The sequence below is a fragment of the Vibrio sp. WZ-1 genome, from assembly GCF_052037695.1.
GTDB lineage: Bacteria > Pseudomonadota > Gammaproteobacteria > Enterobacterales > Vibrionaceae > Vibrio.
The window spans coordinates 1-12,593 of sequence record NZ_JBQEQR010000049.1 but is presented as its reverse complement, the minus strand read 5'-3'; the positions used below and the strand labels follow the sequence as shown (position 1 = coordinate 12,593).

Below are 12,593 nucleotides of genomic sequence, written 5' to 3'. Positions count from 1 at the left end.
TTATTACTCCTTAATTAGTTATTAACCAGAAACTCCTCCACCTCTTTGCGGGTTGGAATGGAGGTTTGCGCGCCAAAGCGAGTTACTGAGATCGCTGCTGCTGCGTGGGCAAACTTAATCGCTGATTCTAAAGGTAAGTCTTCCAATAAACCAGTGACGAATGCCCCATTAAACGTATCCCCAGCGGCGGTAGTGTCCGTTGCCTCTACGCGAAAGCCAGGAATGAGCTCACCGCGGCCATTTTGACTCAGCCAAACACCTTTTGCCCCAAGCGTAATCATCACGATGTCGATGCCCTTTGAGTGCAGAATGTTCGCCGCCTCTTGTGCACTGTCATCGTCAGTTACGGTCACACCTGTCAGTACTTCAGCTTCTGTTTCGTTTGGTGTAATGACATCGATGCAAGACAGTAATTCATCTGACAACTCGCGAGCTGGCGCTGGGTTTAGAATCACGTTGGTTTTGGCACCTTTTGCGATTCGCGCTGCTTTCTCGATGCCACACATTGGCGTTTCCAATTGCATCAACAGGTATTCTGCCTTACGAATGCGATCCAAATCGGGTTCAATCGCTTCTGCGGTAAGCTTCGCGTTCGCTTCTGCGGAGATACAAATGCTGTTCTCACCGCTGTCTGCTACTTGAATCATGGCAATGCCAGTTGGGCAATTAGGCTGCATCTTCACACCAGTGATGTCGATGCCATCCATTTTGAAGTTCTCACGAATGTTGATGCCGAACGAATCGTCACCCACACACGCAATAAAACCGATGTCTGCGTTTAATCGAGCTGCTGCAACAGCTTGGTTGGCACCCTTGCCACCTGGGATAACTTGATAGTTGCGACCATGTAGCGTCTCGCCAGGGCGAGGGAAAGAAGGCACTTGAAGAACATGGTCAGCGTTTACACTACCTAACACCACTAACTTATTCATACGGTTATCCTCGGTTCTTAATGAACCCTTTAGTTTGAACAGGAGTAATAGGTTTACGCTCTTTGAAAAAACGTAAGCGTATTACGATTCAGCGAGATTTAATTTTCTAACCTACAGCTTTCGTTGTTTAGAATGACCCAACACATTCATTGGGTCATTCCACAGTCCTCAAGAGTAATACCTGAGCCTAGCGAAAAACTTACTTAGTCAGCACTTTTAGCGGAACAGGAATGTACTCCTCAACCTTCTCACCTTTCAATACTTTATCTGCAGTTTCTACACCTAGCGCACCAATTAGATCTGGTTGCTGTGCAATAGTTGCTGCTAGCTTGCCACGGTTAACTGCTGCAATGCCGTCGTCAGTACCGTCGAAGCCAACGATGAGTACATCTTTACCAGACGCTTGAACTGCGCGAAGTGCACCCAATGCCATCTCATCGTTCTGAGCAAATACCGCTTGAACATCTGGGTTCGCTGCAAGCAAGTTTTCCATTACGTTCAGGCCTTTAGTGCGGTCAAAATCAGCAGGTTGGCTTGCTAGTAGCTCCATGTTGCTGCCCTTCACTGCTGTCATGAAACCTTCACCACGCTCACGCGCTGCAGACGTACCAGCAATGCCTTCTAGTTGGATGACTTTCGCTTTCTCACCCACTTTTTCCATGATGTAGTGACCAGCCATTTCGCCACCAACTACGTTGTCAGATGCGATGTGGCTCACTACGTCACCACGGCTTGCACCACGATCTAGTGTCAACACAGGGATCTTAGAACGGTTCGCCATACGAATCGCATTTGACACAGCGTCTGAATCTGTTGGGTTAATCAGAATCGCTTTTACGCCACGAATCGTTAGGTCTTCGATGTTTGACAGTTCTTTACTCGGGTCATTTTGCGAGTCCAGTACAATCAAGTCGTATCCCAGTTCTTTCGCTTTCGCTTCTGCACCGTCTTTCATCGTTACGAAGAACGGGTTATTCAGTGTAGAAACTACAATCGCCATTGTATCTTGAGCGTGCGCCGCTACCGATACAGTTGAAGAAAGAAGTGCAGCAGAGATAAGAGTTGCGAGTTTTTTCATCGTTCTAGTCCTTTGTGTAGGGTGAGCCAGCACACGTCCTCTGGCTCGGTTTGTATTCAGGATGTAATGGAGCTCTTTATTTAAATATCAATTACTTGTTTTTGTTGTCTACCAGTACTGCTAGCAAGATAACCACTGCTTTCGCAATCATTTGGTAGTAAGAAGAAACATCGAGTAGGTTCAGCGCATTGTTCAAGAAACCGATAATTAGAGCACCAATCAAAGTACCCATGATGCGACCTTTACCGCCCATCAAGCTAGTACCGCCAAGAACAACCGCTGCGATAGCGTCTAGCTCGTAGCCCATACCCGCAGTTGGCTGTGCTGAAGACAGACGAGACGTCACGATAATGCCCGCAAGCGCTGCCAACATACCGCAGATGGCGTATACACCGATCTTTACACGGTCAACGTTGATACCAGAAAGGCGCGTTGCTGATTCGTTGCCACCAAGTGCGTACACGTAGCGACCAAAGCGAGTGTGGTTTAGTAGGTACCATGCCGCAGCAAAGACAATCACCATCAACCAAACCGGTACTGGAATACCAAGTGCGTAACCTGTACCAAACCATGCAAATGCATCAGCAGTGTCAGTAAAGCCTGTAGAGATAGGACGACCGTCAGTGTAAACCATGGTTACACCGCGCAATAACGTCATGGTAACCAGTGTTGCGATAAAGGCTTGAACCTTGCCTTTGGCAATAATGATACCGCTGATCGCCCCCAGAGCTGCACCAGCGAACAATGCTGTTGGAACCGCGATAAGCACAGGTACTTCTAGTGCAATCATGCTCGCGGCGAAGGCACCACATAGCGCGAGTACAGAGCCTACACTCAAATCGATGCCTGCGGTCAGGATAACCAACGTCATACCTACCGCGATGATCGCGTTAACAGAGGTTTGACGCAAGATATTAAGAATGTTGTCTACCGTAAAAAAGTTCGGATTTAAAAATGACACGACAACAATCAAAAACAGCAGTGCAATCAATGATTTTTGTTCAATCAGCCACTCTTTGGTGAACAGCTTCTTGCTGCCAGTTTCGTTTGGTTTGCTCATGGTATTAGTACTCATGCTGCTTCCTCATTCATTCTCTTGCCTACGGCACAAGCGAGTAGTGTTTCTTGGTCGGCGTCTTTCGCATCAAATTCGCCTGTAATTCGACCTTCGTGCATCACCATGATGCGGTCACTCATGCCTAGCACTTCTGGCATCTCAGATGAAACCAAGATGATGCTCATGCCGTCGGCTTTAAATTTGTTGATTAGCTGATAGATTTCTTTCTTCGCACCCACGTCGACACCGCGAGTTGGCTCATCCAGAATCAGAACTTTAGGTTTGGTCATCAACCCTTTTGCGATCGCCACTTTCTGTTGGTTACCGCCGGAAAGGTTGCCGATGATTTGGTCACGCGTTGGCGTTTTGATGTTGAACAGTTTGATAAAGTCTTCAACCGCCACAACTTCTTCGCCGTGTTGGATTTGGAAATCTTTGGTGAGCTTATCTAACGCACACAGAGACATGTTCTCTTTCACGGATAACCCGAGCACCAAGCCATCGCCTTTACGGTCTTCAGAGATGTAAGCAATACCGTTTGCCAAACCATCTTGTGGGCTAACTGGGTTAATAGTCTTGTTATCTAAGTTAATGACACCACGCTCACTTGGTAGTGCGCCGTAAATCACTTTCATTAGTTCAGTACGACCTGCACCCATCAAACCCGATACACCAAGAATCTCTCCGCGTTGAAGGGTGAAGTTGATGTCGTGAACACCAGAACCAGTTAAGCCAATCACTTCAAGACAAACTTCGCCGTGCTTCACATCGATACGCGGGTATTGCTCTTCCAACTTACGGCCAACCATCATCTCGATAAGTCCGTCTTCGTTGGTATCTTTCACTTGGCATTCGCCAATGAACTTGCCATCACGTAGCACGGTAATGTCATCACAGATTTCAAAGATTTCTTTTAGGCGATGTGAGATATAAACGATGCCGCAACCTTGGTCGCGAAGCTCGTTGATCACTTTGAACAGTGATTCCGTCTCTTTATCGGTTAGTGCATCGGTTGGCTCATCCATGATGATGACTTTAGATTCGAAAGACAGCGCTTTGGCAATCTCCACCATTTGCTGCTCACCAAGACTTAAATCACCAAGCAATGTTTTTGAAGAGTGCTTTACATTAAGGCGCTGAAGCAATTTGTCTGCTTCTTCGTACATCTTGCCCCACTGAATACGACCCATCGAGCCAGTAAATTCACGACCTAAATAGATGTTTTCAGCGATTGTCAGCTCAGGGATCAGATTCAGTTCTTGGTGAATGATACTGATGCCCGCTTCTTGAGAGTCACGCGGACCTTTAAACGCCGCTGGCTGACCTTGATATTTAATGCTTCCCGCATCCATGTGGTAGATGCCCGTAAGCACTTTCATCAAGGTCGACTTACCTGCCCCGTTCTCGCCCATTAACGCCATCACGCGACCTGGGTAAACATTAAGGCTGGCTTTATCCAACGCCTTAACGCCCGGGAACGCTTTCTCGATGTCGCTGAGTTGTAGAATGGCTTGAGTCATAATTTATCCTCAATTAGTTGTGGCTTAAAACACCACGCCGGCTTGGAAAATCACGTTCGCGTATGGTGTGCACTCGCCTGTTCTAACAACAGCGCGGCTTTGTTCTGTGCGAGCTTTAAAATCTTCATGCGATACATAGTTAACCGCGATTTGCTTACCTGCTAGCTCGCTTTCTTTTGCTAGCTCAGTGATCAATGCATCATGGTGAACAGGGCTAACTTTTGCGAATTCTTCAGCAATGATGACCCCTTCAATTTGAGACTCAGACAGAATCACGCGAACGGTATCAAGGAAACCAGGAATACCATGAGTCAACGCTAAATCTATACGTTGAACATGATCAGGGATTGGCAAGCCCGCGTCACAAATGGTGATTTCGTCGGTATGACCCAGCGTCGCCACCAAGTAAGAAATTTCTGAGTTAATTAGGGTACTTTTTTTCATCTCATCGACCTTTCGGTTACACGTTCATACAACTGTGAGTGTCTAACTTGGATTAATTTCTATATTGACAAAACACTCATCGAAACGTTTCGATGCAATAATAGAATGCCAGGAATAATTGACCAGTCACAGATCGATAAGGTGTGAGAATGATCCGCAATTGAGTACTAACTGATTAAGAAAAGGATAGTGAGGTCACACTTTGCCATCGAAACGTTTCGATGATGAATAACTAACCACGAAACTGAGGTTAACGATCATTTCCAAGTCCACTTTTGTCTTAAATTCAAGAATACAAAGCCCTCTGTTTATAAATTACCCTTTCCTTCACAAATTTACGACATTTGTAAGACTTTGTTTCATATACAACATACAATTCGTTGAAAAATCAATCTATGCAATAAGTGGCTTCTTATTAGAAGAGAAGCAATGGAAAACTAAAATTATCACCACATGAAACTTAGCAATAGAATCATTTTGCTTGTCACGCCAGTCATATTGCTCAGTGCATTGGTGTCTAGCTATATCATCTACAGCATTCAAAAAGTCACGTTGATAAAACGCGAAGACAGCTATATCCAACTTCAGATGGATCAGCTTGCAGGTCAACTTCGCCAAGCGAATGTGTTTCTTAACAGCTACGCACACACCCTATCAAAAAGTTATGCGGTGTTAGATTATTTAGCCAACCAAGGCTCAAATGAACAATCTACTCGTTTAGAAAGCCAGTTAGCAGAAACGGTGGAAGTGTTAAGCCATGGCTACAACGGCGACACTAACATGGCAATTCTTAACGGCCAAAGCCAAGCATTGTATTTCCAAGAAAGTGCTTATCAGCCCTCTGGCATACTAGACCCCAAGATTTCAGCGTACGTAAAGAAAACCTTTAATAACCAACAGGCCTTTAGCCATACCGGGTTTATCTACAATTCTAGCGGTCAGAGTATCTTATTAAAGTATCAAGTCCTTGATAGCCGTACCGGTGAAGTAGCGACAACATTTGAACCAGCCTTTAACCTATTCATTGTGGCATCCGTATCATTGGAGTCATTTAATGATATAAAACACGAAATTGAATACGATACTCATAGCGTCATCACCTTTTCTGATAAACCTATCTATCTCGATATACCATTGGCGCAAACGATAGAGCTGCTCCCCAGTTTTTATGCCATTCTCTCGCCCGCAGAATATCTAATGTGGAATAAAGTCGAAAAGGTTTGGTTAGAACTTGCCCTCTCTTTTGGTGTCGCTGGTCTCATCACCATCGCCTTGATTGTTATCACGTTATATCTCTATGTTATGCGGCCTATTGCCACGCTTGATGACCAGTTAACAGACATTGAAAGCAATGCGAGAGATAACATCGAAAAACTCAACAGCAATGATGAGATTGGGCGCTTGTCGCAACGCTTTTTTGACATGTACCAAGAGCTAAGAAAAAGTTATGAGCAAACTAAGCGCCTTGCTGAAACAGACCAATTAACACAACTCGCAAACCGCTCTCGCTTTCAAACCCTCGCCTGTAGAGAGCTTGCCTCTTGCACAGACAGCCTATGGGTTATTTATGTCGATCTAGATAATTTCAAGTTCGTGAATGACAAGTATGGCCATGAATGGGGCGATAAACTGCTGAAAGCCTTTGCTGGACATATTCAAAGAGTATGCGCTTTATTCGCACACAAACACGATAGTGCCTGTTTTGGTGCTCGTCTGTCAGGAGATGAGTTTGCCATTCTTTTAAGCAGTAAGCACCAATCCTCTTCTCTACCAGATGAACTGACCAATGCACTCCTTGAACCGATTAAGAATTGTAATCATCACCATTTTGGCGGGTTACCTGTGACGGCAAGTGTCGGTATCGCAGGATTTCCTCAAGACGGACAAGATATTGAGAAGCTCTTATCTTGTGCTGATGCCGCGATGTATCAGGCAAAGCGTGCTGGTAAAAACCAAGCCTCTTACTATTCCATTGAAATGGATGAAGCCGCCCAGAGAAAAGGTGATATCGAGCGCGAACTACGAAAAGAAGATATAGAAAAAGAGTTCCACTTAGTATTTCAGCCGTACATGAATAACAAAGCAAACGAGATTGAAGGCCTTGAGGTATTGCTACGCTGGAATTCACCCAACCTTGGAGTGGTGGCACCCGCCGAGTTTATTCCAATTGCAGAACAAAGCGGTCAGTTTAACAAGATAGATCGTTGGGTCTTCTCCAATGCAATGCTGGAATACCACCATCTAAAAGAGATTTTCAGCAAAGATATTACTTTATCCATCAACCTCTCCTCAGCTGAACTCAACTCGCTGTCGATGGCAGAATACATACACAAGCATGCCCAGGCCAATTCAGTACCTCCACAGTGCATTGAGCTTGAGATAACGGAAACGTTCGCGAGTGATCAGCAAGGAACAGTGTTACTCGACGAACTATCTAGACTTGGTTATCGATTGGCGATCGATGACTTTGGTTCTGGTTACACATCATTGACCCAACTGGTTCAATACCCCGTTCAAAAGATCAAGTTCGACCGAGAGTTTCTGCTGACCTTAATGCATACCGATAATGAACATGTTATTAAGCCAATCATCGAGCTTTGCCATGCACAAAACAAAACAGTGACAGCTGAAGGCATTGAACACAACGTAATGCATGAATGGCTTTCTGCTTACCGCTGTGACTTCATGCAAGGTTACTTGTTCGGCAAACCGATGAATAGAGAGCAACTGGATCATTGGTGGCGCTCAGCAAACGATGTTCGATTTGAAGAGCCAGTCAGTGCATAGGGTGACTTAGGCACAAAAAAGCAGCGTTTTATCGCTGCTTTTTTAAGACAATTACATCTGCTTAAGCATATTTAGCGTAATATTGGCGGAGTTATCTGCTGTTGCCTTTTTTAAATCTGAATAAACGACATCCGCAGAACCGTCCGCTTTGTCCGAAATTGTTCTAATCACCACATACGGCACTTTAAACGCTTCGGCAACTTGACCAAGAGCAGCCCCTTCCATCTCCACTGCCATCGCATTGTATTCTTGATAGATGCCCGTCACTTTCACTTTGCTTGCAATAAACTGGTCACCAGATGCAATAATGCCACGATAAACGCTCTCTTTGCCTAAGGTTTCAACCGCGGCATCAAACGCATACTTTTGAAGAGTTTTGTCTGCGTAGAAGTAGCGTTCTTGATAGTCAGGAAGCAGTCCTCTTGGCATATTAAATGCTGTTAGATCAACATCATGCTGAACCAACCGGGTTGAGACCACCACATCGAGTGGGTCCAGCTTAGGATCACTAGCACCAGCAATGCCAGTAAAAATAAGTTGGTCAACACCGAAAGATTGAATCAGGAGTGTGGTTGTCATTGCGGCATTCACTTTACCTACGCCCGATTTAGTCACGACAACCGTTTTACCTTCTAATTCACCAATGTAAAAATGGTGACTACCAATCTTCTTTACTTGCTGATTTTGGATTTTCGGTAAAAGCGCTTCTACTTCAACGTCCATTGCACCAACAATGCCAATTGTTGAACTCGCAACAGAAGGGAGTGAGTATGCGACCAGCATAAACACAAGAGATTTCTTCAACATGGGGATCCTGAAATGTACCACGCGCCACCAAACTGTGACACAACGCATATTATACAGTAGTTCACCCGATAAGTAATCGTTTGCAGTGACTTGTTAATACTGATTGTTTAAACAATTCCCAACTAATGATAATTCTTTAGGGCATGTTGGCATTTCGCGGGCTAATCACTCGGTCTTTTGCTCGAATTGTCGGCATAAAGTACTCACAAGCGTTTCTTTTTGCATTAGTCGGCTGACCCCAAGCATCACAAAGATCAACGCTACCTTTTTGGCGAGTAAACTGCCTGCACTGCCCACATCGTTGACTCATAATCTCTCCTCAATCCACATGCACTTGAAAATCTTCACTGTAAAAAGCATCGAACACCACTTCAATATCTCTCGGTAGCGTTCGGCTTTGTGATAGCTGAGGGATCTTGTGCTGGTCAAAAAACTCTATCTCGGAGACCTCTATGTTTTCTTTTGGCTCACCAGAAACATACTCACATAAAAAAAACATTTTGTAGATATGGAACGGATAAGGTGGTTGATAATCGTGAATTGCCCTATCACGTATAGCGATCAACTTTGGATTTGCAACAACTAAGCCAGATTCTTCTAATACTTCTCGAATTACTCCATCACTTGGTGTTTCACAAACGTCAGCCCAACCGCCAGGCAATGTCCAACCACCATCTTCACGTTCTCTCACCAGTAAAATCTTGCCATCTTTAATAACGCCAGCTCGAAGATCGACTTTCGGTGTCGGGTAACCTTTTTCATCAATAAACAAGTTTTGAATATCAGCCACTGGTTTTTGGCTGATGTCAGCAAACATTTGATATGCAATGGACTCGACCATTTTAAACCGTTCCAAATCAAAGACGTCTTTACTATACGCCTCCCCCGCTTGAGCAATTGCTTGAAGTTGCTTTGCCCAATCTAACCATTTCGACATACACTTCCCTTTATTCGCTTTCCTTTTCAAAAAATAGCATAACTGACTGAAAGTGAAGTTTATTTTTGATCAAGTTTTCGCGAGGTATCGCTATTTAAAAGAAGGACATTTCAATATATTTTAGAGTGGGTCCAACTTATAAAAACTATCGCCCACACTACATTTGTTATTTGTTCGAACTCTACGTATTAAACACAGGCTTCAACGACACTTTTAGTCGCTGATATTCACTTAATGCTATGCTGTCGACTTTTGTTGAAACTGGCGCTTTTATTATCGAATACCAATCAACCGATTCCGCTTCTAGACTCTGAATATCACCTTGCCAGCTTGTAACGACATAATAGTGAATTAACTGCAGCTCGATCGTTGGGTGATATAAAGAGCACAAGTAACCAAACTGAGAGGGATTGATTTTCAGCTCTTCCTCCATCTCCCTGAATAAGGTTGTTTGCTGACATTCCCCCTGCTCCATGTGGCCACCAGGTATTGCAATTGCACCTGGATCTGAGTCTTTATCCTTTGCTCTGGTTTCCAACAATACTTGATCATCCTTGACTAGGATAAACGAGACACACTCATGAACTTCCATCTTCTTCGCCTATTGGTAACAGTTTTCTAGCAAGCTAACACAAAACAGGCAAATGATGTGAGCAACGTAAGTGAATAAGTTGACAATATACAACAGCCTAGCTGAACACTTGGTTGAATATGCTTAATAATCCATAGTGGCAACCATTACATTAAGATTTTGCAAGTAATGGTTTGTTACGACTAGGATCACAGTCTAATAATTTTTTACGTAATGCTGTCGCTGAAATAATCTAATTGAATTAAAAAGAGATTTTTATTAAAACGATAATTAAACGTTGTTTTATTTAATATCCTTCTTGGTAAATCTCAGTAAACACAGTTTTATTAATTACTCAAATCGGATAGTATTTGTTCTGAAGATTTTTAAAGTCATCGATTAACCTCTTAATGTTGAATAATTTCAGTCAGTTAGTTGGATAATCCTTACCAAATACTAATCATATTTGAGTAATAGGTGTCACTACGCATAATAGGCAACATTGAGAATAGAATTAAATTGATGTACATGCTGTATTAACGACTGCAAGAAGCGTTCGCTAAATTTGCTACACCAAGAGTTTTATTTAGTACAAATGAAAAAGCTATTTTTATTATTGATATGGACATCACTGGCAGTCTCACCGTTTGCCTTTGCTCACCAATCAGAAAAAACGACAGAAACAAAAGCTACAAAGCAACTTGTTGAAAAGACATATAAAGAAGCCAAGTTGGGAGGTGTCATTGATTTTCATTTATTCAATGATGCGTTTTTAGCTTACAAGAAGACCTCAGACCGTAAAAAGCCTCTTTTAACTATCATCGATTACAGTAAACCATCTACTGAAAAACGATTTTACGTGGTCGATTTAGACAAGAAGAAGCTTATTTTCAACACCTATGTCGCTCACGGGGTAAACAGCGGTAAGAAGACCGCGACGAAATTCTCTAATGTAGTGAACTCTCGTAAGACCTCTTTAGGGACATTCTTAACCGACACCACTTACTATGGCTCTAATGGTTATTCGCTTCGCTTGGATGGCCTGACGTCTGGTGTTAACGACAAAGCACGTGAGCGATACATTGTGGTTCATGGTGCCGACTACGCTAACCCTTCATTTATACAAAAAAATGGCTATCTTGGTCGCAGTTGGGGCTGCCCAGCTTTACCACAAAACCTTTCACGTAAAATCATCGATACAATTAAAGGTGGCAGTGTTATCTACGCCAGCGCATAAGGTTTCTTGACCTAATTTTGAAAAGGGAGCAAATAAGCTCCCTTTTTAATGTCACAAAAAACTGTTCATCCTTTCAGCAAGTCGTTAGTATACGCAAGCGCCACCTTCAGGTAGCAAACGAATATCGATTCCATAGTGTTTTAGGGTTAGTTTTGGTTCACGTATTTCGCCTTTTGCTTTTGTTGTCACTCTCCCTGTTCACAGGGCAAATCCTTGCAGCGCAAAACTACCAAACCTCAGAAGCCCAACACACATATTCACAGAAGCTCTTTAAGCTATCTCACGTAATAAAAACGCCCTGTTGTGCGTGGAAGGCTCATGACTCTTGGATCCATGAAGGTTACTTCCGCCATTTAAAGCGTGAACTGCTTGGCCTACTGCCATACAGGCGTTCATCTAACAACGATGGTGACCCCGTATCGAGTATTTCTCCGAATTACCATTTACTTGTTGCCTTCTCTCCCCCAGCCCTTTTGGAAATGGCGCTTAAAGCTGTACCTTTGCCTAATAATCCAAACTTGTTCGCCAGTAATAGCGGTCACCACCTACCAGGCTGGAAGCAAGCTAACTTACTTTACGTATTCAAACACAGTCGCGATTTATAGCTCGCGCATCGACTGTACTGACATCAAAACGGAAACCGTCAGTATTAGCCATGGATGATCTCTAAACATTGAATTAACTCGAGATCCTGATTATGAAAAAAATCGCGACTGTTGCAACTCTGGCTTTTATTTCTTTATTCACTACTTCGGCTATGGCGGCTAAAACTGAAAATATGAGTGATATGACACTGCTAGAATGCGCGAATGCCTCCAATATTAGAACTGCGGTACCTGAACATCGTGCTATGTTCCGCCATTACTTAATGACCAAACGCGGCTATACCTTTAGCCAATTGTCCTCTGCTGAGAGCGAGTTCAAAGCAAAAGGTATCGATGAAGGAGAACTCACACAGTTTTACCAGAGTGAATGTAAAGAAGCTGGTGAACTGCTCTACAATGCCGGTTACTAATTAAACTGACTTGAATTAAAAAGGCGCTACCACAGCGCCTTTTTAATTTCTGAAGCACATTTAAACACTGTACCGTCCTAAATAAGGTTGACACATTTCCGACATGAAATTGGAGAGTGTCATGAAATCAACAAGTAAACGAACCCAACGAGATTATTCTCTTGCTTTTAAATTGACGGTCGTTGACCAAGTAGAAAAAGGTGAAATG

General features: G+C 43.4%; 13 protein-coding genes. 4 read left to right on the top strand and 9 right to left on the bottom strand.

All coding sequences use genetic code 11. The features are described from left to right. Positions 1 to 14: 14 nt before the first annotated feature. From rbsK to rbsD, 5 genes are all read right to left on the bottom strand, one after another. Complete coding sequence (gene rbsK / locus ACTS60_RS02950) at positions 15 to 932, bottom strand: ribokinase (RefSeq protein WP_440887063.1); 918 nt, start codon at positions 930 to 932, stop codon at positions 15 to 17. A 199-nt stretch (positions 933 to 1,131) separates the two neighbouring features. After that, complete coding sequence (gene rbsB, locus ACTS60_RS02945; protein WP_440887062.1) at positions 1,132 to 2,010, bottom strand: ribose ABC transporter substrate-binding protein RbsB; 879 nt, start codon at positions 2,008 to 2,010, stop codon at positions 1,132 to 1,134. 91 nt (positions 2,011 to 2,101) lie between these two features. Then, positions 2,102 to 3,085 carry a ribose ABC transporter permease gene (gene rbsC / locus ACTS60_RS02940; RefSeq protein WP_005452248.1) on the bottom strand — a complete coding sequence of 328 codons (984 nt, stop codon included), beginning with the start codon at positions 3,083 to 3,085 and terminating at the stop codon, positions 2,102 to 2,104. Next, complete coding sequence (gene rbsA / locus ACTS60_RS02935; RefSeq protein ID WP_440887061.1) at positions 3,082 to 4,587, bottom strand: ribose ABC transporter ATP-binding protein RbsA; 1,506 nt, start codon at positions 4,585 to 4,587, stop codon at positions 3,082 to 3,084. Before rbsA ends, rbsC begins: the two co-directional genes overlap by 4 nt. Positions 4,588 to 4,611: 24 nt before the next feature. Further along, complete coding sequence (rbsD, locus tag ACTS60_RS02930) at positions 4,612 to 5,031, bottom strand: D-ribose pyranase (protein ID WP_440887060.1); 420 nt, start codon at positions 5,029 to 5,031, stop codon at positions 4,612 to 4,614. Positions 5,032 to 5,484: 453 nt separating this feature from the next. Here rbsD and ACTS60_RS02925 point away from each other — a divergent pair, with 453 nt between their 5' ends. Then, positions 5,485 to 7,818: an EAL domain-containing protein gene (locus ACTS60_RS02925; protein ID WP_440887059.1), complete on the top strand. Its 2,334-nt coding sequence runs from the start codon at positions 5,485 to 5,487 to the stop codon at positions 7,816 to 7,818. Between the two features lie 51 nt (positions 7,819 to 7,869). On the opposite strand, the gene ACTS60_RS02920 is transcribed toward ACTS60_RS02925, so the two are convergent. The 4 genes from ACTS60_RS02920 to ACTS60_RS02905 all read right to left on the bottom strand — a co-directional run bounded on the left by ACTS60_RS02920 (position 7,870) and on the right by ACTS60_RS02905 (position 10,154). Then, positions 7,870 to 8,625: a 5'-methylthioadenosine/adenosylhomocysteine nucleosidase gene (locus ACTS60_RS02920; RefSeq protein WP_440887058.1), complete on the bottom strand. Its 756-nt coding sequence runs from the start codon at positions 8,623 to 8,625 to the stop codon at positions 7,870 to 7,872. A gap of 136 nt (positions 8,626 to 8,761) precedes the next feature. After that, the gene (locus ACTS60_RS02915) at positions 8,762 to 8,935 is read right to left on the bottom strand and encodes a hypothetical protein (protein WP_170001043.1); all 174 of its coding nucleotides are present in this window, start codon (positions 8,933 to 8,935) and stop codon (positions 8,762 to 8,764) included. A 9-nt stretch (positions 8,936 to 8,944) separates the two neighbouring features. Next, positions 8,945 to 9,562 carry an NUDIX hydrolase gene (locus ACTS60_RS02910; RefSeq protein WP_440887057.1) on the bottom strand — a complete coding sequence of 206 codons (618 nt, stop codon included), beginning with the start codon at positions 9,560 to 9,562 and terminating at the stop codon, positions 8,945 to 8,947. A 181-nt stretch (positions 9,563 to 9,743) separates the two neighbouring features. Beyond that, positions 9,744 to 10,154, bottom strand: coding sequence for an NUDIX hydrolase (locus ACTS60_RS02905; protein ID WP_010452399.1), 411 nt, complete (start codon positions 10,152 to 10,154; stop codon positions 9,744 to 9,746). A gap of 574 nt (positions 10,155 to 10,728) precedes the next feature. Between ACTS60_RS02905 and ACTS60_RS02900 the strand changes: the two genes are divergently transcribed. From ACTS60_RS02900 to ACTS60_RS02890, 3 genes are all read left to right on the top strand, one after another. Continuing rightward, positions 10,729 to 11,370 (top strand): murein L,D-transpeptidase catalytic domain family protein, encoded by a 642-nt coding sequence (locus ACTS60_RS02900; RefSeq protein WP_440887056.1) that lies wholly within the window; start codon positions 10,729 to 10,731, stop codon positions 11,368 to 11,370. 152 nt (positions 11,371 to 11,522) lie between these two features. Then, on the top strand, positions 11,523 to 11,975 hold the full coding sequence (locus tag ACTS60_RS02895; protein WP_440887055.1) for a hypothetical protein: 453 nt from the start codon (positions 11,523 to 11,525) through the stop codon (positions 11,973 to 11,975). Positions 11,976 to 12,067: 92 nt separating this feature from the next. After that, positions 12,068 to 12,385, top strand: a complete 318-nt coding sequence (locus tag ACTS60_RS02890) for a hypothetical protein (RefSeq protein WP_440887054.1) — start codon at positions 12,068 to 12,070, stop codon at positions 12,383 to 12,385. Positions 12,386 to 12,593: the final 208 nt, after the last annotated feature.

Excerpts from the sequence above, each read along its gene's own strand:
- rbsK (WP_440887063.1), bottom strand. The coding sequence starts at position 932 with ATGAATAAGTTAGTGGTGTTAGGTAGTGTAAACGCTGACCATGTTCTT.
- rbsB (WP_440887062.1), bottom strand. The coding sequence starts at position 2,010 with ATGAAAAAACTCGCAACTCTTATCTCTGCTGCACTTCTTTCTTCAACT.
- rbsC (WP_005452248.1), bottom strand. The coding sequence starts at position 3,085 with ATGAGTACTAATACCATGAGCAAACCAAACGAAACTGGCAGCAAGAAG.
- rbsA (WP_440887061.1), bottom strand. The coding sequence starts at position 4,587 with ATGACTCAAGCCATTCTACAACTCAGCGACATCGAGAAAGCGTTCCCG.
- rbsD (WP_440887060.1), bottom strand. The coding sequence starts at position 5,031 with ATGAAAAAAAGTACCCTAATTAACTCAGAAATTTCTTACTTGGTGGCG.
- ACTS60_RS02925 (WP_440887059.1), top strand. The coding sequence starts at position 5,485 with ATGAAACTTAGCAATAGAATCATTTTGCTTGTCACGCCAGTCATATTG.
- ACTS60_RS02920 (WP_440887058.1), bottom strand. The coding sequence starts at position 8,625 with ATGTTGAAGAAATCTCTTGTGTTTATGCTGGTCGCATACTCACTCCCT.
- ACTS60_RS02915 (WP_170001043.1), bottom strand. The coding sequence starts at position 8,935 with ATGAGTCAACGATGTGGGCAGTGCAGGCAGTTTACTCGCCAAAAAGGT.
- ACTS60_RS02910 (WP_440887057.1), bottom strand. The coding sequence starts at position 9,562 with ATGTCGAAATGGTTAGATTGGGCAAAGCAACTTCAAGCAATTGCTCAA.
- ACTS60_RS02905 (WP_010452399.1), bottom strand. The coding sequence starts at position 10,154 with ATGGAAGTTCATGAGTGTGTCTCGTTTATCCTAGTCAAGGATGATCAA.
- ACTS60_RS02900 (WP_440887056.1), top strand. The coding sequence starts at position 10,729 with ATGAAAAAGCTATTTTTATTATTGATATGGACATCACTGGCAGTCTCA.
- ACTS60_RS02890 (WP_440887054.1), top strand. The coding sequence starts at position 12,068 with ATGAAAAAAATCGCGACTGTTGCAACTCTGGCTTTTATTTCTTTATTC.